Raw genomic sequence first — 19,533 nt, 5'->3', positions numbered from 1 at the left:
TCTTTTTTCGTTAAAAAACGTTAATACGTAAAATGGAAATGATGTAAATTTCATAAATTAGACGCAAAGGCTTTACATCCTTGGATTTTTTCAAGATAATAGTTACAATATGAATTAAAAATGCTAGTTGATAAAAGGTGATTTCATGGCAAATGAGCAAGTCCTAACAGCGGAACAGGTCATTGACAATACGAAGCGATATTTAAATGAAGAAGACGTGGCTTTTGTACAAACAGCATATGATTTTGCAAAAGAAGCTCACAAAGAACAATATCGCAAGTCGGGTGAACCATATATTATCCACCCGATTCAAGTCGCAGGAATTTTAGTTGATCTAGATATGGATCCAGCAACAATTGCAGCTGGATTTCTACATGATGTGGTTGAAGATACAGAGATAACACTAAAGGATTTAGAAAAAGCTTTTAACGAAGAAGTAGCAATGCTCGTAGACGGTGTAACGAAACTTGGGAAAATTAAATATAAGTCTAAAGAAGAGCAGCAGGCTGAAAATCACCGCAAGATGTTTGTGGCAATGGCTCAAGATATTCGAGTCATACTGATCAAACTTGCGGATCGTCTTCATAACATGCGTACGCTAAAGCATTTACCACAGGAAAAGCAGCGACGCATTTCAAATGAAACGCTTGAAATTTTTGCTCCTCTTGCTCATCGTCTTGGTATTTCAAAAATTAAGTGGGAGCTTGAAGATACAGCTTTACGTTACTTAAATCCTCAGCAATATTATCGCATTGTCAATTTGATGAAGAAAAAGCGTGCGGAACGCGAGCAATATTTGGCTGAAGTTATTGATGAAGTTCGTGAGCAGGTAGATGAAGTGTCGATTAAAGTTGAAATTTCAGGACGTCCAAAACATATTTATTCCATTTATCGTAAAATGGCACTGCAAAACAAGCAGTTTAATGAAATTTACGATTTACTAGCTGTGCGCATTATTGTAAATAGCATTAAAGACTGCTATGCGGTGTTAGGGATTATTCACACGTGCTGGAAGCCAATGCCAGGACGTTTCAAAGATTATATTGCGATGCCAAAACAAAATATGTACCAGTCTCTTCATACGACGGTTATCGGGCCAAAAGGTGATCCGTTAGAAGTTCAAATTCGAACATTTGACATGCACCAAATTGCTGAGTATGGAATTGCTGCTCACTGGGCTTACAAAGAGGGAAAAACAGCTGAGCATGCTTCATTTGAAGAAAAGTTAACGTGGTTTAGAGAAATTTTAGAATTTCAAAATGATGCAAACGATGCAGAAGAGTTTATGGAATCTCTAAAAGTTGATTTGTTTTCTGACATGGTTTACATTTTTACGCCAAAAGGCGACGTCATTGAGCTTCCTTCAGGTTCTGTTCCAATTGATTTTTCCTATCGTATTCATTCTGAAATCGGAAACAAAACCATTGGAGCAAAAGTCAACGGCAAGATGGTGACGCTTGATTACCGTTTGAAAACGGGGGACATTATCGAAATTTTGACGTCTAAGCATTCGTATGGTCCAAGCAAGGACTGGTTAAAGCTTGCTCAAACGTCTCAAGCTAAAAATAAAATTCGCCAATTCTTTAAAAAGCAAAGCCGCGATGAAAATATTGAAAAAGGCAAAGAGCTGGTTGAAAAAGAAATTCGTCAAATGGAGTTTGACTTAAAAGAAGTATTAACAGCTGATAATATCAAACGAGTAGCGGAGAAGTTTAATTTCTCAAATGAAGATGATATGTATGCAGCTATTGGATATAACGGATTAACTGCCGCTCAAGTAGCTAATCGTTTAACCGAGAAGTGGAGAAAGCAGCGCGATCAAGAACAAGAGATCCAAATTGATGATATTGCACGCGACACTGCAGCTAAGCGTGTTCGCCAGCATAAACGAAAAGATTCCGGGGTTATCGTACCGGGTGTAGATAATATGCTGATTCGCTTGTCTAAGTGCTGTAATCCAGTTCCTGGAGATGAGATTGTTGGATTTATTACAAAGGGGCGAGGAGTATCTGTTCATAGAGCAGATTGTTTAAACGTTCACACAGATGATGCTGAAAGCCGTCTTATTCCTGTAGAGTGGGAAACACATATTAAAGAAGGCAAAGAGTTTAACGTGGAAATTGAAATTTCGGGCTACGACCGTCGAGGCTTACTAAATGAAGTTCTGCAGGTTGTTAATGAGACTAAAACGAATATTTCAGCCGTTTCAGGAAAATCGGACCGAAACAAAATGGCTACGATTCATATGTCAATTTCTATCCATAACATCAGTCATCTTCATAAAGTGGTCGAGCGCATTAAGCAGCTTCGAGACATTTATTCTGTGCGTCGAATTATGCATTAAGAAAGGTCGTTATACATGAGAGTAGTCGTACAAAGAGCAAAGAATGCAAAAGTAACTGTTGCAGGCGAGACGGTCGGTGAGATTAAGCACGGATACATGCTTTTAGTGGGCATTACCCATGACGATACTGAAGCTGATGCAGAGTATGTAGCGGATAAAATTGTGAATTTGCGAGTGTTTGATGATGAGTCCGGCAAAATGAATTTGTCGCTTCTAGATGTAGAAGGAGAAATTTTATCGGTATCTCAATTTACGCTGTACGGAGATTGCCGAAAAGGCAGAAGACCAAACTTTATGGGAGCTGCTAGGCCAGATCATGCTGCAATGATTTACAACTATTTTAATAAAGTATTATCAGAAAAAAATATTCGAGTAGAAACGGGCGCATTTGGTGAAATGATGGACGTATCATTTACAAATGACGGACCGGTCACACTTATTGTAGAAAGCAAAGAAAAAACGCAGGCTCACAGATGAGTCTGCGTTTTTTCTTTGTTTTGAAAATAGTGATTTAATCCTTCAGCGATAGCGGACGTAATCATTTGCTGATAACTGATGGAATTAATATACGTTTCTTCCCGTTCGTTGCTTAAAAAGCCCAGTTCAATTAATGTACTCGGACGTGTATTTTCGCGAAGAACATAATAGTTTCCAAATCGTTCTCCTTTGTCTTTCAATTTTGCATGTTCAATGAGTGACTGATGAATAGAATGTGTGAGTGGACTGTCCTGATGCTGATGGTAATAATACGTCATAAGGCCAGTTAGCTGTGAGCTGTTTGTACTGTTGTAGTGAATGCTTATAAAAGCATCTGCTTTAGTCGATTGCAGCGTGCGCTGTGAAAGTAGAAGGTACTCATCACGGCTGCGGGTTAAAATGACGTGTGCGCCTTCTTTTTGAAGTTTGTCTTGTAAAATAAGCGCTGTTCGGAGAGTGAGGTCTTTTTCATATGTGCCCTGTGTCCCGATGGCTCCTTTATCTTTTCCTCCATGGCCTGCATCAATAATAATGGTTTTGCTCTTTAGATGCTGCAAACTTTTACTCAGCGTATAAACAGGCTGGCGCTGCGCTACTTGCATGCTAGGCTGAACGCTGCGGAGCGCTACTGTTTTCGTGAATTTTTTAAACACCCAGCCTTGAATGTTCGAGCTTTCTACATAATACCAATCTCCTTGACGGTCTGAAACGGATAGTCTCGTATTCTTCGTCAATTTATTTGTAATTGAAAATGAACGTCCTGGACCGCTGCGTACATGAAGAGAGTCAGCTGTTACAACAATGGGGTGATGCACCGGTATGTTTGGGCGCTCAAATGAGGAAGAGCACAGTAACAAAAGGATACTTGCAGCCAAAACAGATACAGACTTCATGTTTAGATGGCGAATAGATAGACCTCCTTTTTATAACCAAATAGAGTATTCGATGAAAATAAAAAAAATCCTTTCTCTTATGTAAAAACATCTTTTTTGGGAAATGCTAATAAAAGGATAAGTAAGTGTATGCAGGGAGGAAGAAACAATGAAGTTTAGTGAAAAAGGTGAACAATCATTTCAGCAGGCAAATCCGGTATTCGGCATTCATTTTCATGATTTTATTGATAGAGAAAGTGAAGCTTCATCCCTTGAATTGGCTTCTGAATTTGGTTTAACGCTTCGAGATATTCAGAAACTAAGAAAACAATTAGACCGCTCTTAACATGAAAGGTGCTTGACAACTGCTCATTTCATTCGTAATATAGAAAGCAATTGCTAAATTAAAATGAATGTATAACATTTTTATATTGATAAGCCAAAGATCGAGAAAAGTAGTAAAGATGACACATGGCTAGAGAGGAAATGTCTTAGGCTGAAAGCATTTCTACATGATGACTTTATGAAAGAACACTCAGGAGGCTTCACTCTGAAAAGGGAAACTTAGTAGGAGATGAACGTGTTCGTGCGTTAACGAAATGAGTGGAAACATGTCATATGTTTCAATTAGGGTGGTACCACGTGAGATTAACTCTCGTCCCTACTATGGAAAAATAGTAGAGGCGAGAGTTTTTTGTATTGTAAATTTTAAATATAGGAGGCATATCACGTTATGTCAGTTCAAATACCTAGAGGCACACAAGATATTTTACCGGGCAAAGTAGAATATTGGCAGTTTGTTGAACAGCGAGCAAGAGAAATCTGCCGTGCGTTCAACTACCAAGAAATTCGTACACCAATGTTTGAACACACTGAATTATTTTTGCGCGGAGTGGGAGAAACAACGGATATCGTACAAAAAGAAATGTACACATTTAAAGATCGAGGTGACCGCAGCTTAACGCTTCGTCCAGAAGGAACAGCTGCAGTTGGACGATCATTTGTTTCAAATAAAATGTTTGGAAATCCAACGCAGCCAACAAAGCTGTTTTATATCGGTCCTATGTTTCGCTATGAACGACCTCAAGCGGGACGTTTCCGTCAATTCGTTCAGTTTGGCGTAGAAGCATTAGGGGTAAACGATCCAGCTATCGATGCTGAAGTTCTTGCCCTGTTAATGAGCTTTTACCAATCGCTTGGATTGAAAAAATTAAAGCTGGTTGTTAACAGTTTAGGAGATACGGAAAGTCGTCAAGCTCACCGTCAAGCGCTTATCGATCACTTTGCACCTCGCATCGGAGAGTTTTGCAGCGACTGTCAAAGCCGATTGGAGAAAAACCCTCTTCGTATTTTAGACTGTAAAAAAGATCGTGACCATGAACTGATGGCTACAGCGCCGTCTATTCTTGATTATTTAAACGACTATTCAAAAGAATATTTTGAAAAAGTACAGCAGTACTTAAGTGATTTAGACATTGACTATGTTGTAGATCCGACGCTAGTCCGCGGGTTAGATTATTATAATCACACAGCGTTTGAACTAATGAGTGAAGCAGAAGGGTTTGGCGCCATTACAACTCTTTGCGGCGGAGGCCGTTATAATGGGCTGATTCAAGAAATCGGCGGACCTGAAACACCGGGTATCGGATTCGCTTTAAGTATTGAACGCTTATTATCTGCATTGGAAGCAGAAGGAATTGAGCTTCCGGTAGAAACAGGCGTAGATTGCTATGTAGTGACAATGGGCGATGAAGCGAAAGAAAAATCCGTTTCAATTGTAAATACGCTTCGACGTGCAGGCTTTGTAGCCGATAAAGATTACCAAGATAAAAAAATGAAAGCTCAGTTCAAAGCAGCGGATCGTGTACAAGCAAAATTTGTTGTTGTTCTAGGTGAAGATGAGCTAGCAAAACAAGTTGTAAACGTAAAGAATATGGAATCTGGCGAACAGCAAGAAGTATCAATTGATCAATTGGTCAGCTATTTGCAAGAACAAGTATAAGGGGGAACCATGATGACAAAACGTTCATACTACTGTGGAGATGTAACAGAACAAGCAACTGGCGAAACAGTTCTATTAAAAGGATGGGTTCAAAAACGCCGTGATTTAGGGGGATTAATCTTTATTGATTTACGCGACCGCGGCGGAGTTGTACAAGTTGTATTTAATCCTGAAAAATCTGCTGAAGCTCTAAAAATTGCTGAAGATGTACGTAATGAATTCGTACTGGAAGTGCAAGGAACTGTTGTAGCTCGTGAAGAGGGAACCGTTAACCCGAACTTAAAAACAGGTAAAATTGAAGTTCATGCTGAGCAGATTACGGTGTTAAACAAAGCGAAAACACCTCCTTTTGCCATTGCGGATCAAACGGAAGTATCAGAAGATGTTCGATTAAAATATCGTTATTTAGACCTTCGACGTTCTGAGATGTTTAACACGCTTAAAATGCGCAATGACATTACAAAAACAATTCGTGATTTCTTAGATCAAAATGACTTTTTAGATGTTGAAACACCTATTTTAACGAAAAGTACGCCAGAAGGCGCACGTGATTATCTTGTGCCAAGCCGCGTGCACGAAGGGGAGTTTTATGCTCTTCCTCAATCACCGCAAATCTTTAAGCAGCTGCTAATGGTAAGCGGAGTTGAGCGTTATTATCAAATTGCTCGCTGTTTCCGTGATGAGGACTTGCGTGCAGATCGTCAGCCTGAATTTACTCAAATCGATATTGAAACATCATTTTTATCTCAAGAGGACATCATGACAATGACGGAAGAAATGATGTCTAAAGTAATGAAGCGCGTAAAGGACTTAGATGTAACGACGCCTTTCCCGCGCATGTCATATGATGAAGCGATGAGCCGCTACGGTTCAGATAAGCCGGATACACGTTTTGAAATGGAGCTAGTTAACTTATCAGAGCTTGTGAAAGACTGCGGGTTCAAAGTATTTAGCGCAGCAGTTGAAAACGGCGGAGAAGTAAAAGCGATTAACGTAAAAGGTGCCGCTTCTAGCTATTCACGTAAAGATATCGATGCTCTAACAGAGTTCGTGAAAATTTACGGTGCTAAAGGGTTAGCATGGCTGAAAGTTGAAGCAGACGGCTTAAAAGGACCGATTGCAAAATTCTTCAACGAAGATGAGCAAAAGCAATTTGCTGAAGCTCTTCAAACGGAAGAAGGAGATTTACTTTTATTTGTAGCTGATAAAAAGTCAGTTGTAGCAGATGCACTTGGCGCTCTTCGTCTAAAGCTTGCAAAAGAACAAGGGATTATTGATGAAACGAAATTTAACTTCCTATGGGTAACAGATTGGCCTCTTCTTGAGCATGACGAAGAAGACAACCGTTACTACGCGGCTCATCATCCATTCACAATGCCAGTTCGTGAAGATTTACCAATGTTAGAAAGCGATCCTGGACAAGTCCGTGCACAAGCATATGACTTAGTATTGAATGGTTACGAACTTGGCGGAGGATCTTTACGTATTTATGAGCGTGATATTCAAGAAAAAATGTTTAAAACGCTTGGATTTACATTAGAAGAAGCATATGAGCAGTTCGGTTTCTTACTTGAAGCATTTGAATACGGTACTCCTCCTCACGGCGGAATTGCGTTAGGTCTTGACCGTTTGGTTATGCTTTTAGCAGGACGCACAAACTTGCGCGATACAATTGCCTTCCCTAAAACAGCGAGTGCAAGCTGTCTATTAACGAACGCACCTGGTGAAGTAAGTGAAGCGCAATTAAATGAGCTGCATTTGCAGGTAAAAAAGCAAAAAACAGAAGCGTAATCGATTGAACTGTCTGTTAAATCGAGCCTGTCACTTGAAGACGACAGGCTCGATTTTTTTGTTTTACTTATTAATTGCAAAGTGATTTTTTCTGTGATAAGATACTTTCAAGAACTAAATAGTCCTGATGTGTTCGTCCTTAATCCAGTTTTGACCGAACAATTTTTTGCTTGGGAGCTCGGAGTTTTTAACGAGCGTACATGCCTCATCTCGAGGACTTACAATGGTTAAAGCAGAGCACCCACCTGCCGAGAGCGGGTTCAAAACGAAGGCACTCGAGACGGCACGATCGGGACTAGCATACATATAAGAAATCCTCTATGTAATGATTTGCATAGAGTTTTTTTATGGAGAAATAACGAATGCTGATGTTCGTTTTGCTAAAAATATGATATAGTCAATTTCGTTGTTTATTTGAATTAATCATACACGTTGGTGTATTTAATAGAGGAGTGTTTTAACATGTTGCATCAGTTTTCGCGTAATGAACTGGCGATAGGAAAAGAAGGGCTAGCTACTTTAAAAGGCAGCACAGTTGCTATTTTAGGGATAGGAGGAGTAGGATCATTTTCTGCTGAAGCTTTGGCTCGCTCAGGAGTAGGGCGTTTAATTCTTGTAGATAAAGACGATGTTGATATTACAAATGTCAACCGTCAAATTCACGCGCTGCTTTCTACGGTAGGACAGCCTAAGACAGAATTAATGAAACAGCGTATTTTAGACATTAATCCAGACTGTGACGTCGTTTCTTTGCAAATGTTTTATACAGAAGAAACGTATGAAGAGTTCTTTAGCTATAAACCGGACTTCGTAGTGGATGCATCTGATACCATTTCGTATAAAATTCACTTAATGAAAGAATGTCTAAAACGTGATATCCCGATCATTTCAAGTATGGGTGCTGCCAATAAAATGGACCCAACACGTTTTAAAATTGCAGACATTTCAAAGACGCATACAGATCCGATTGCAAAAGTTGTGCGTACTCGTCTGCGTAAAGAAGGAATTCGCAAAGGAATTAACGTCGTTTTTTCTGATGAACGTCCAATCGTTATTCGCGAAGAAGTTCGCAAAGAAGTAGGAAATGATCAAGCGCAAATTCGCAAAGCGAAAATGCCTCCATCTTCTAATGCTTTTGTTCCATCTGTAGCAGGCTTAATTATGGGCGGTCATGTTATTAATGAATTATTAAGTGATATTAAGATTCGCCGCGTAGGTGATGAATAAAAAGAAGGCTATCGCAGCCTTCTTTTTTTATGGAAATATCTCTTCTGTTTATGCTTTGGATGGAATCTTCTGTACGATATGTATAAAAAGTACTAATGTTTTGAAAAATATGGATTGATGATGAATTTACACTGTATTAAAAAAAGAGATTTATGTAAATTTATTTAACGCTCTATTTACATAAAATTTACGTTTCCGCTTTCTTTCTTTTGGATATTCTACAGTAATATTCAGAAAGCCTTATATACCAAGGGTTTTGATAGAAACAAGAAAAAATAAGCCCCAAATAAGTAAGTTTACAGTAACTTAAAATTCACTTCATATAAAGACAACAATCTACTCGTATAATGTGTCTTGTACCTGTTGTTCGAGTACAAAGGACTAGTACTAATTACACATACATTTATTGGAGGGTAATGCAATGAAAACAAAGGGTTTTAAAGTAACATTAGCAGCTTTTTTAATGGTAGGAGCACTAGCAGCATGTGGTAAAGAGGGAGCAAGCAACGACAGTGGTTCAGGCAGCAAAGAAGAAGTGTCAGGTACGTTAACAGCGGCGGGATCTACAGCTTTACAACCACTTGCAGAAGAAGCAGCGAATGGAATTACTGAAAAATATCCAAACCTTTCAGTAACGGTACAAGGTGGAGGTAGTGGAACTGGTGTCAACCAAGTAGCATCAGGAGCAGTTGACATTGGAAACTCTGACGTTCCAGCAGCCGATAAAATCGAAGATAAATCAAAAGCAGATAAACTTGTCGATACGAAAGTAGCGGGCATTGGGTTCGCACTTGTTGTAAATAAAGATGTAAAAGTAGAATCGTTAACAAAAGAGCAAATTCAAAAGATTTTCTCTGGCGAAATTAAAAACTGGAAAGAAGTTGGCGGAAACGACGAAAAAATTAACGTAATCAACCGTCCGGCATCATCTGGTACACGTGCTACATTTGAGAAAACATTAATGGGTGACGCAAAAGTAAATGACAGCGTTGGTACAGCTCAAGATTCAAACGGAGCGGTTGAGCAATCAGTAAACTCAACGCCAGGAGCAGTAAGTTACCTTGCTATGTCGTATTTAATTGGCGATAAAAAAGAAAGTTTAAAAATGCTTAATATTGATGGTGTGGAGCCAACAACAGAAAACATTGTTTCTAAAAAATATCCGTTCTGGTCTTATGAGTACATGATTACAAACGGTGAGCCAAAAGATGGTGCAAAAGAGTACATTAACTACGTAGCTGGTAAAGACTTTGCTAAGCAAGTAGAAGATATGGGATATATCCCAATGACTGAGTTCAAAAAATAAGAATGTTTTAAAAAAGAATAGGGCTGACTAACACAGTCAGTCTTATTCTATTTGAATGTTAATAAAGTATATAGCGAATAAAAAGAAAAGCGAATATATACTGAATATGTAAGGAGACAGAGCGATGAAGGGGAAAAAATCCATTAATTATGTAAAAAGCGAATACATTGGCCGTACGCTTTCTACATTTTGCGGTATTTTAATTGTACTTGTTACGTTAGCTATTATCGTATTTATTTGTGAAAAAGGCATACAGTCATTTTTACAAAGTAATATATCAATCGGTGAAATGTTGACTTCAACAAAATGGAGCCCAAACAATAAAGAATACGGGGCACTTGTGTTTATTCTAGGTTCCATGCTTGTATCAATCGGAGCTGTTATTATAAGCGCTCCAATTGGAATTGCTATTGCCATTTTTAACAACTATATTTCGCCTAAATTTGGTTCAACGGTTTTGCGACCGGTGTTAGAGCTTTTAGTCGGAGTTCCTTCAGTGGTATACGGTCTTTTAGGGGTTACCATTTTAGTGCCGCTTCTTCGCGATAACTTCGGCGGAGTGGGCTTTAGTTTGATTGCCGGAATTATTGTCTTAAGCGTCATGATTCTTCCGACAATTGCAAGTATTGCTGACGATGCAATTCGAAGCGTAGCACCTGAATATTTAGAAGCTTCTTATGGATTAGGTTCAACAAGATGGCAGGCCATTAGCCGAGTGATTATTCCATCTGCTAAAACAGGTATTTTAACAGGCATCGTGTTAGGGCTTGCCCGCGCATTCGGAGAAGCGCTAGCTGTTCAAATGGTTATCGGAAACACGGTTAAGCTTCCTGAAAGCTTATATAGCCCAACGGCAACATTAACAGGTATTTTAACAATGGATATGTCTAATACGTTAAACGGAACGGCATGGAATAACGCATTGTGGACGTTAGCCATGATTTTACTGCTTATTTCTTTCGTGTTCATTTTAATTATCCGAGCAATTGGGAAACGAGGTGCTCATCAATGAAAAACAAAAATGCACGCACAGTAAATAATATATGGACAGGTATTTTTTATGGCATTGCCGCTCTAGTTGTGGCGCTATTAGTGTATTTAGTTGTTGAAATTATCGCCAAGGGCTGGGGATTTTGGGATCCGAACTTTTTATTTGGAAAGCCAAGCAATACGATGGCAGGAGGCGGTATCGGACCACAGCTGTTTAACTCGTTTTACATGCTTGTTTTAACGCTGATCATTTCTATTCCTCTTGGGTTAGGAGCCGGAATTTACTTAGCGGAGTACGCGAAGCAAGGTCGTTTCCTAAATTTCGTCCGCTTATGTATTGAGACAATGGCGTCATTACCGTCCATTGTAGTTGGTTTATTTGGATTATTAATTTTCGTCACATTTTCAGGCTGGGGCTATACGCTTATCGGCGGAGCACTTGTGATTACAATTTTAAATTTACCCGGTTTAACGCGCGTATGTGAAAGTGCGATTGCATCTGTTCCTGCGAGTGTAAAAGAAGCGAGTTTAGGTTTGGGTGCAACTAAATGGCAAACAATTGTCAAAGTAGTGATTCCATCAGCGATTCAACAAATTATCACGGGCGTTATTTTAACAGCGGGACGAATCTTTGGAGAGGCAGCTGCGCTGATTTATACAGCTGGCTTAACGACGCCGATGTTAAATTCAAATGCCGACTTAACGAGTCCTGTAAACCCGTTTAATATTTTTCGACCAGCGGAGACGCTTGCCGTCCACATTTGGAAATTAAACTCTGAAGGAATTGTACCTGATGCGAGATTGATTGCAACAAAGTCAGCTGCTATTCTAATCATTATGGTTCTGTTGTTTAACATAGTCGCTCGTTTAGTAGCAAAACTTTTAGACAGCTACTTTAAAGGTTCAACAAAAACGAAAAAACGAAAAGACGTTAAAAGTGCAGCTTAATAGATAAAGAAAAAAAGAAAATGGCTTTGAAACTGAACAACAGTTTCAGCCATTTTCTTTTTTTAATGTCTCTAAACGATTAAAAACTTTTGAAAAGTATTTTTCTTGGCCATTTTGTTTAGGATGAAAATATTGTTTGTTTTTGATGCGATCCGGTAAATACTGTTGAGGGACCCATCCGTTATCAAAATCATGCGGGTACTGATATGCAACGCCTCGGCCAAGGTTTTCTGCTCCTTTGTAATGAGCATCCTTTAAATGAGGGGGAACGTCGCCGGACAACCCTTTTTTAATATCACTTATCGCTTCATCTAATGCTTTGTAAGCAGCGTTGGACTTCGGTGATAGGCAAAGTTCAATAACGGCGTTTGCAAGCGGAATTCGTGCTTCTGGGAACCCTAATCGCTCAGTTGCTTGAATAGCTGCTAGCGTTCTCATACCAGCATCCGGATCAGCTAGTCCAACGTCTTCATAGGCAATGACTAAAAGTCGACGATTGATGCTGATCAAGTCTCCTGCTTCAATTAGCCGTCCCAAATAATGAAGAGCGGCATTTACGTCGCTGCCGCGAATCGATTTTTGAAAAGCCGACAATACATCATAGTGAGCGTCACCATTTTTATCGTGTGAAAAATATTTCTGCTGCAGACATTCTTCCGCCGTTTGTAGGGTAATAACGATTTTACCATCGCTTTCACTTGTTGATAAAACAGCCAGTTCCAGAGCATTCAAAGCGGAGCGTACGTCACCGTTACAGCTGTTGGCAAAATGGTTCATGGCGTCATCTTCTACGACAATTTTTCTATCCCCAAATCCATTGGATGAGTCGCTGAGTGCTCTTGTTAGCGCCATTTTGATATCATCTGGCGTAAGAGATTTTAATTCGAAAATTTGGCATCTGCTTCGAATAGCAGGATTAATCGCGTGATAAGGATTGCTTGTTGTCGCTCCGATTAGAATGATCATGCCGTTTTCTAAATAAGGAAGTAAAAAGTCTTGCTTGGCTTTGTCAAGGCGATGAACTTCGTCTAACAGCAGAATTACTTTGCCTGACATTTTGGCTTCTTCGGCGACAATTTCCATATCTTTTTTATTGTTTACAACGGCATTTAACTGACGAAACGCCGTGTTGGTTGTTTTTGCAATAGCTGTTGCAATTGTTGTTTTCCCAACGCCTGGAGGCCCATATAAAATCATCGAGCTTAAGTGATTTGCTTTTACCATTCGATAAATCATTTTATCTTTGCCAACTAAATGCTGCTGCCCGATAACGTCATCTAAATGAGTCGGACGCATTCGAAATGCAAGAGGTTTTGTAGCCATGTTTATCTCCTTTCTTTTCTTTCACTGTATCACAAGAGGTGAATAGGTGGTGGAAATTTATCTTATAGGCATAGTATGTTATAATGTCAACAGCTACATTTGCAAGAAACGTGTATAGAGAAGTTCATATAGCTTAGTAAAAAACGACTCATCACAGCATTCAGTGACAACGTGAGGGTCTTATTTTTTTCATAAATAAAAAAGTGTATTGAAGGAGTGTATCGTATGAAAATTTCAACAAAAGGACGCTACGGTTTAACGATTATGATTGAGCTTGCGAAGCGCTTTGGAGAAGGTCCTATCTCGCTTAAAACTATTGCTCAAACGCATGATTTATCTGAACATTATTTAGAACAACTTATTTCACCGCTGCGTAACGCTGGGCTTGTAAAAAGCGTGCGCGGAGCTTATGGAGGTTACATCTTGGCACATGAACCTGCTAACATTACTTCTGGCGATATTATTTCCGTTTTAGAAGGTCCTATTAGTCCTGTAGAAGGAATTGAAGATGAAGAGCCTGCAAAACGCGAGCTGTGGATTCGTATTCGAGATGCAGTTAAAGAAGTGCTAGATAGTACAACGCTTGAAGATTTAGCAAATCATTCTGATGATGATCAAGCGTCTTATATGTTTTATATTTAATAATGAGCTAGGAGGCGTTTATTTTGGAACGTATTTATGTTGATCATGCAGCAACGTCTCCAATACATCCAGCAGTCGTTGAGAAAATGACGACTTTTATGCATGAGTACTTTGGAAATCCGTCTAGTATTCATCACTACGGGCGGGAAAGTCGACGCTATTTAGACGAAGCTCGCCAAACGATTGCAGCAAGTATTGGAGCACACGAAAATGAACTGATTTTTACAAGTGGTGGGACAGAAGCAGATAATATGGCACTGATCGGAGTCGCTCTTGCAAACCGCCATAAAGGAAATCATATTATTACCACGCAAATTGAACACCACGCTGTGCTTCATACGTGTGAATATTTAGAAACACAGGGCTTTGAAGTGACTTACCTACCAGTTAATGAGTACGGACAAGTATCTGTGGATGAAATAAAATCAGCCCTAACGGATCAAACAATTCTTGTGTCGGTGATGTTTGGAAATAATGAAGTAGGTGCTATTCAGCCAATTGGAGAAATTGGAGTTCTATTAAAAGAGCATGGAGCATATTTCCACACGGATGCAGTGCAAGCTTATGGATTAATTCCGTTAAATGTGCAACAATTAGGTGTCGATCTTTTATCCGTTTCGGCTCATAAAATTAACGGACCAAAAGGGATGGGCTTTTTATATGCAGCTGCTCACGTTTCACTGTCTCCTTTGCTATTTGGAGGAGAACAAGAGCGCAAACGACGAGCTGGAACTGAGAACATGACAAGTATCGTCGGGTTTGAAGAAGCTGTGAAAATTTCGCAACAAACGCTGCAAACACGTGCAGATGAATATAGAAGATACAAAGAAATAATGGTAGCTGTGTTGAAAGAAGAAGGTATTTCATTTGAAATTAACGGACATCTTGAAAATGCTCTGCCACATGTGTTAAATTTATCATTTCCAAAAACAAATGTTGAATCGATGCTCGTAAATTTAGACTTAGCAGGAATTGCGGCATCGAGCGGTTCAGCTTGCACAGCGGGAGCAATCGATCCTTCTCATGTGCTTGTAGCTATGTTTGGAAAAGGGTCTGAACGTTTAACAACTTCTATTCGATTTAGCTTTGGCTTAGGAAACTCAGCTGAGCAAATTGAAAAAACCGCACGTCAAACAGCAAACATCGTTAAGCGACTAACGATGTAAATAGCAGCCATCAGTAGGGTCTTCATCCCTCACTGATGGTTTGTGTCGTTTCGTTCGCTTTTTAGCGAACAATTTAATTAAAATGAAGAAAGCGGAGGTGGCGAAGTTGACAAAATCACCTAAAGATACGCGTGTAGTAGTCGGAATGAGCGGAGGCGTTGATTCATCTGTAGCAGCTCTTTTATTAAAACAACAAGGATACGATGTGATCGGAATCTTTATGAAAAACTGGGACGATACGGATGAAAACGGTGTTTGTACTGCGACTGAAGATTATAACGATGTTATTCGCGTATGTAACCAAATTGGTATTCCCTACTATGCAGTCAACTTTGAAAAACAATATTGGGATAAAGTATTTACCTACTTTTTAGATGAATATAAAGCAGGTCGTACACCGAATCCTGATGTAATGTGTAATAAAGAAATAAAATTCAAAGCCTTTTTAGAGCATGCAATGACGCTAGGAGCAGACTATCTAGCGACAGGGCATTATGCACGCGTTGCGTATCGCGACGGGGAGTATAAAATGCTTCGAGGCGTAGATGAAAATAAAGATCAAACGTATTTCTTAAATCAATTAGGACAAGATCAGCTGTCTAAAGTAATGTTCCCGATTGGTGAAATTGAGAAATCAAAAGTGCGTGAAATTGCGAAAGAAGCAGGCCTTGCTACAGCAACGAAAAAAGACAGCACAGGTATTTGCTTTATTGGTGAACGCAACTTCAAAGAATTTTTAAGTCAGTATCTTCCTGCTCAGCCAGGTGTAATGCAAACGCTTGACGGCGAAGTAAAAGGCAAGCATGACGGTCTCATGTACTATACGATTGGCCAACGCCATGGTTTAGGTATTGGAGGCAGCGGTGAACCTTGGTTTGTAGTAGGAAAAGATTTAGAAAAAAATGTTTTGTACGTCGATCAAGGCTTTCACAATGAGCTGCTCTATTCTACATCTCTTACAGCAACCAATGTCAGCTGGGTAAGCGACCGTGATTGGTCGTCACCAATGACGTGCACAGCAAAATTCCGCTATCGTCAAACCGATTCAGCAGTAACCGTTGAAAAAGTCGATGATGATACAATTAAAGTTACTTTTGCTGAACCTGTTCGCGCAATTACGCCAGGTCAAGCAGTTGTGTTTTACAAAGATGATGAATGTCTTGGCGGAGCAACAATTGACAAAGTATTTCAAGAAGAAGAGCAAATCTGGTACGTATAATTCATATAAGCAAGAACGAAAAACCTCGGCTGTATATAGCTGAGGTTTTTCTATGATATACTTTACTTATTGGGTAAACTAATAACTTACATATTCTAGATTTTCATGATGTGAAAGTCTTTTAAATCATAACTAAAACAGTGGAGTGAACGAAAAAATGACAGATAAAAATCAGCTAGGAATTCAGTATATGCAGGAAGGGAAATTTGAAGAGGCTGCTAAAACATTTTCAGAAGCAATTGAAGATAATCCAAAAGATCCAATTGTGTATGTGAATTTTGGCAATTTGTTAGCGGCTGTTAGTGAGATGGATCGTGCTTTGAAATTTTATGAACGTGCGATTGAATTAGATGAAGAAACGGCAACAGCGTATTACGGAGCAGGAAATATTTATTTTAATGCAGAGCAGCTTGAGCAGGCAAAGCACTACTTTGATTTAGCAATCAAACAAGGCTTAGATTCATCCGATGCCTACTTTATGCTTGGTTTAACGCTGTTTCATATGGAAGAAATTCGTTTTGCGATGCCTTATCTGCAGCGAGCGGTAGAACTAAACGAACATGATGTAGAAGCAAAATTTCAGTACGGTCTTTGTTTAGCACAGCTCGAAATGGTAGATGAAGCGATTGCTGAATTTCTTAAGGTAGTAAATCAAGAGCCAGAACATGCCGATGCTTTCTATAATTTGGGCGTAGCGTATGCCATGAAAGATGATAAGGACAAAGCAATTGAGATGTTAGATGAAGCTTTAAACGTGCAGCCAGATCACGTAATGGCAGCAAATGCTAAACAAGTTCTGTCTACATTAGAACATTAAGAAAGCGGGTAAAGGAAGGATAACATGAACGAAGAACTAGTGAACCCTTCACAGCCAGAACGTCATTATATAAGCGGCACGTCAATTGTAACGGTTTTTCATAACGAAGAAAACTTATATAACGTTACGCGGATACGGATCAAAAAAACAAATTTAGAGATTGAAGATAAAGAAACGGTCGTTACAGGCTATTTTCCTAAGCTTAATGAAGATGAAGTATATACATTTTACGGGGACTTCAAAGAGCATCCAAAGTTTGGTCTGCAATTTCATGTTGAGCAGTTTAAAAAAGAACTTCCGCAATCAAGGCAAGGGGTTGTTCAGTACCTATCAAGCGATTTATTTCACGGAATCGGTAAAAAAACCGCTGAAAATATTGTGGACGCCCTAGGAGAACGCGCTATTTTTCGTATTTTGCAAAATGAGTCCGTGCTAAAAGAGGTTCCGAGGCTTTCAGCCGACAAGGCAGAGGCTTTAGTAACGCAGCTTCGTGAACATCAAGGGTTAGAAGAAGTAATGGTAAAGCTGACAGACCTCGGGTTTGGACCGCAGCTTTCGATGAAGATTTTCCAAGCGTACAAACAAGAAGCGCTTGAAATTGTTCAAAATAATCCTTATCAGCTCGTAGAAGATATTCAAGGTATTGGTTTTAGCAGGGCCGATGAACTTGGAAAGAGGCTTGGTATGGCAACCAACCATCCTGATCGTTTGCGTGCAGGTATTTTATACGTCATTGAGCAAGAATGTAATCAAATGGGACATGTATACGTCACGGCAGATCAGCTGTACGGAAAAACAGCAGAGCTTCTTCGAAAAAGCAGGCATGAGAATCTGTCTGAAATGGATCTTACAAGAGAAGTGGACGCATTAAAAGCAGACAAAAAGCTTATCATTCAAGACGAAAAAATTTATTTTCCTCCCCTTTTCTATGCTGAAAAAGGGCTGGTTAAAGCTATTCAAAAAATTATGGCCCAAACGCAATACGAAGAGCAGTTTCCAGAATCAGAATTTTTACTAGCTTTAGGTGAACTAGAAGAGCGATTAGACGTGCAATATGCACCGTCTCAGCGCAAGGGCATACAAACTGCTTTAATGTCTCCAATGCTTCTTTTAACAGGTGGACCAGGTACAGGGAAAACAACGGTTATTAAAGGAATAGTCGAACTCTATGCAGAACTTCACGGATGTTCGTTAAATCCAGGGGATTATAAAAAAGATGAAGCTTTTCCTGTTTTACTTGTGGCACCTACTGGACGCGCTGCTAAACGAATGAGCGAAGCGACCGGACTTCCGGCAGTTACGATTCACAGATTATTAAAATGGAACGGACAAGAAGGATTTGACCATAATGAGGAGAATCCAATTGACGGAAAATTATTGATTGTGGATGAAGTATCGATGGTAGATTTGTGGCTTGCTCATCAGCTGTTTAAGTCTCTTCCTGCTAATTTACAGGTTATTTTAGTTGGAGACGAAGACCAGCTTCCTTCAGTAGGTCCGGGACAGGTGTTAAAAGATTTACTGAGTTCAGAAGTAGTTCCTACCGTCCGTCTGACAGATGTATACAGGCAAGCAGAAGGATCGTCGATTATTGATTTGGCTCATGAAATAAAAAAAGGAAAGCTTCCGGAAGACTTATCGAGGCAGCAAGGAGATCGTTCCTTTATTCGCTGTCAAGGACAGCACATCACGAACGTCGTGCAACAAGTTTGCGGGAATGCGTTAAAAAAAGGCTATACGGCTAAAGATATTCAAGTTCTAGCTCCTATGTATAAAGGTCCTGCAGGGATTGATAAACTGAATGAAGTTCTTCAGGAATTATTTAACCCGGCTTCTGAGCAAAGAAGAGAGCTTAAGCACGGAGATATTACGTACCGAGTCGGAGATAAAGTGCTGCAGCTTGTCAATCAGCCGGATAGCAACGTATTTAACGGAGATATGGGAGAAATCGTCTCAGTTTTCTTTGCCAAAGAAAATACGGAAAAACAGGATATGCTGGTTATTTCATATGAAGGAAACGAAGTAACTTATACAAAACAAGACTTTAATCAAATAACTCATGCATACTGCTGTTCCATTCATAAATCACAGGGAAGTGAATTTCCCATTGTTGTGCTTCCAATTGTCAAAAGCTATTACCGGATGCTGCGACGCAATTTACTTTATACCGCCGTTACGCGAAGCAAACAGTTTTTAATTTTATGCGGCGAAGACGAAGCGTTTCAGTTTGGAGTCAGCCGGAATGAAGACAGCGTTCGCCAGACGAATTTACAGCCCCTGCTTCGAGAAAGCTTGGATAACGACATAGAAGATCCCGAAATTCCATTTATGAAAGATGCAAATATTGGGATGGAAAACGTTACGCCGTATGATTTCATGTAACCTTTCGCATGCTAACAAAGAGTTAAA

General features: G+C 39.5%; 16 protein-coding genes, 1 other RNA gene and 1 other annotated feature. Of the genes, 15 read left to right on the top strand and 2 right to left on the bottom strand.

Annotated features, from left to right (window positions below; all coding sequences use genetic code 11):
* Nucleotides 1–145 precede the first annotated feature (145 nt).
* Nucleotides 146–2,344: a RelA/SpoT family protein gene (locus tag N178_RS10925; protein ID WP_045292132.1), complete on the top strand. Its 2,199-nt coding sequence runs from the start codon at nt 146–148 to the stop codon at nt 2,342–2,344.
* A 15-nt stretch (nt 2,345–2,359) separates the two neighbouring features.
* Nucleotides 2,360–2,821, top strand: a complete 462-nt coding sequence (gene dtd / locus N178_RS10920; protein ID WP_045292130.1) for a D-aminoacyl-tRNA deacylase — start codon at nt 2,360–2,362, stop codon at nt 2,819–2,821.
* Here dtd and N178_RS10915 read toward each other — a convergent pair.
* Nucleotides 2,812–3,696 (bottom strand): N-acetylmuramoyl-L-alanine amidase family protein, encoded by an 885-nt coding sequence (locus tag N178_RS10915; RefSeq protein WP_237758444.1) that lies wholly within the window; start codon nt 3,694–3,696, stop codon nt 2,812–2,814. The two genes, dtd and N178_RS10915, sit on opposite strands and share 10 nt — an antisense overlap.
* Nucleotides 3,697–3,862: 166 nt before the next feature.
* On the opposite strand from N178_RS10915, the gene N178_RS10910 reads away from it, so the two are divergent.
* From N178_RS10910 to pstA, 8 genes are all read left to right on the top strand, one after another.
* Nucleotides 3,863–4,039: a hypothetical protein gene (locus tag N178_RS10910; RefSeq protein WP_035335109.1), complete on the top strand. Its 177-nt coding sequence runs from the start codon at nt 3,863–3,865 to the stop codon at nt 4,037–4,039.
* An 87-nt stretch (nt 4,040–4,126) separates the two neighbouring features.
* Nucleotides 4,127–4,359, top strand: a binding site (T-box leader).
* Between the two features lie 67 nt (nt 4,360–4,426).
* On the top strand, nt 4,427–5,695 hold the full coding sequence (hisS, locus tag N178_RS10905) for a histidine--tRNA ligase (protein WP_025750580.1): 1,269 nt from the start codon (nt 4,427–4,429) through the stop codon (nt 5,693–5,695).
* Nucleotides 5,696–5,707: 12 nt separating this feature from the next.
* Nucleotides 5,708–7,486: an aspartate--tRNA ligase gene (gene aspS, locus N178_RS10900; RefSeq protein ID WP_045292125.1), complete on the top strand. Its 1,779-nt coding sequence runs from the start codon at nt 5,708–5,710 to the stop codon at nt 7,484–7,486.
* A gap of 118 nt (nt 7,487–7,604) precedes the next feature.
* A non-coding RNA gene (gene ssrS / locus N178_RS25900) (6S RNA) lies at nt 7,605–7,786 on the top strand.
* Between the two features lie 162 nt (nt 7,787–7,948).
* Nucleotides 7,949–8,713, top strand: a complete 765-nt coding sequence (locus N178_RS10895) for a tRNA threonylcarbamoyladenosine dehydratase (RefSeq protein ID WP_025750578.1) — start codon at nt 7,949–7,951, stop codon at nt 8,711–8,713.
* A 421-nt stretch (nt 8,714–9,134) separates the two neighbouring features.
* On the top strand, nt 9,135–10,019 hold the full coding sequence (locus N178_RS10890) for a phosphate ABC transporter substrate-binding protein PstS family protein (protein ID WP_045292123.1): 885 nt from the start codon (nt 9,135–9,137) through the stop codon (nt 10,017–10,019).
* A 124-nt stretch (nt 10,020–10,143) separates the two neighbouring features.
* Complete coding sequence (pstC, locus tag N178_RS10885; protein ID WP_013059300.1) at nt 10,144–11,031, top strand: phosphate ABC transporter permease subunit PstC; 888 nt, start codon at nt 10,144–10,146, stop codon at nt 11,029–11,031.
* On the top strand, nt 11,028–11,957 hold the full coding sequence (gene pstA, locus N178_RS10880; protein ID WP_045292121.1) for a phosphate ABC transporter permease PstA: 930 nt from the start codon (nt 11,028–11,030) through the stop codon (nt 11,955–11,957). The genes pstC and pstA overlap by 4 nt, the downstream gene beginning before the upstream one ends.
* Nucleotides 11,958–12,002: 45 nt before the next feature.
* Here the strand turns inward: pstA and N178_RS10875 are convergent, their stop codons facing one another.
* Nucleotides 12,003–13,280, bottom strand: a complete 1,278-nt coding sequence (locus N178_RS10875) for a replication-associated recombination protein A (protein WP_045292120.1) — start codon at nt 13,278–13,280, stop codon at nt 12,003–12,005.
* Nucleotides 13,281–13,505: 225 nt separating this feature from the next.
* Here N178_RS10875 and cymR point away from each other — a divergent pair, with 225 nt between their 5' ends.
* The 5 genes from cymR (at nt 13,506) to recD2 (ending at nt 19,506) form a co-directional block, all read left to right on the top strand.
* Nucleotides 13,506–13,922 (top strand): cysteine metabolism transcriptional regulator CymR, encoded by a 417-nt coding sequence (gene cymR, locus N178_RS10870; RefSeq protein ID WP_013059297.1) that lies wholly within the window; start codon nt 13,506–13,508, stop codon nt 13,920–13,922.
* A gap of 23 nt (nt 13,923–13,945) precedes the next feature.
* Entirely contained in the window at nt 13,946–15,088 is a 1,143-nt protein-coding gene (locus tag N178_RS10865; protein ID WP_028411684.1) for a cysteine desulfurase family protein, read from the top strand.
* 106 nt (nt 15,089–15,194) lie between these two features.
* Nucleotides 15,195–16,307, top strand: a complete 1,113-nt coding sequence (mnmA, locus tag N178_RS10860) for a tRNA 2-thiouridine(34) synthase MnmA (RefSeq protein ID WP_045292118.1) — start codon at nt 15,195–15,197, stop codon at nt 16,305–16,307.
* A 157-nt stretch (nt 16,308–16,464) separates the two neighbouring features.
* Complete coding sequence (locus N178_RS10855) at nt 16,465–17,124, top strand: tetratricopeptide repeat protein (protein WP_045292116.1); 660 nt, start codon at nt 16,465–16,467, stop codon at nt 17,122–17,124.
* Between the two features lie 24 nt (nt 17,125–17,148).
* The gene (recD2, locus tag N178_RS10850; protein WP_045292114.1) at nt 17,149–19,506 is read left to right on the top strand and encodes an SF1B family DNA helicase RecD2; all 2,358 of its coding nucleotides are present in this window, start codon (nt 17,149–17,151) and stop codon (nt 19,504–19,506) included.
* Nucleotides 19,507–19,533: the final 27 nt, after the last annotated feature.

The organism is Priestia aryabhattai B8W22 (assembly GCF_000956595.1).
GTDB lineage: Bacteria > Bacillota > Bacilli > Bacillales > Bacillaceae_H > Priestia > Priestia aryabhattai.
The sequence above is the reverse complement of the archived record's forward strand: the minus strand, read 5'-3'. Positions and strand labels throughout refer to the sequence as shown.

Coding starts and splice junctions, on each gene's coding strand:
- N178_RS10925 (WP_045292132.1), top strand. CDS start 146: ATGGCAAATGAGCAAGTCCTAACAGCGGAACAGGTCATTGACAATACG.
- dtd (WP_045292130.1), top strand. CDS start 2,360: ATGAGAGTAGTCGTACAAAGAGCAAAGAATGCAAAAGTAACTGTTGCA.
- N178_RS10910 (WP_035335109.1), top strand. CDS start 3,863: ATGAAGTTTAGTGAAAAAGGTGAACAATCATTTCAGCAGGCAAATCCG.
- hisS (WP_025750580.1), top strand. CDS start 4,427: ATGTCAGTTCAAATACCTAGAGGCACACAAGATATTTTACCGGGCAAA.
- aspS (WP_045292125.1), top strand. CDS start 5,708: ATGACAAAACGTTCATACTACTGTGGAGATGTAACAGAACAAGCAACT.
- N178_RS10895 (WP_025750578.1), top strand. CDS start 7,949: ATGTTGCATCAGTTTTCGCGTAATGAACTGGCGATAGGAAAAGAAGGG.
- N178_RS10890 (WP_045292123.1), top strand. CDS start 9,135: ATGAAAACAAAGGGTTTTAAAGTAACATTAGCAGCTTTTTTAATGGTA.
- pstC (WP_013059300.1), top strand. CDS start 10,144: ATGAAGGGGAAAAAATCCATTAATTATGTAAAAAGCGAATACATTGGC.
- pstA (WP_045292121.1), top strand. CDS start 11,028: ATGAAAAACAAAAATGCACGCACAGTAAATAATATATGGACAGGTATT.
- N178_RS10875 (WP_045292120.1), bottom strand. CDS start 13,280: ATGGCTACAAAACCTCTTGCATTTCGAATGCGTCCGACTCATTTAGAT.
- cymR (WP_013059297.1), top strand. CDS start 13,506: ATGAAAATTTCAACAAAAGGACGCTACGGTTTAACGATTATGATTGAG.
- N178_RS10855 (WP_045292116.1), top strand. CDS start 16,465: ATGACAGATAAAAATCAGCTAGGAATTCAGTATATGCAGGAAGGGAAA.
- recD2 (WP_045292114.1), top strand. CDS start 17,149: ATGAACGAAGAACTAGTGAACCCTTCACAGCCAGAACGTCATTATATA.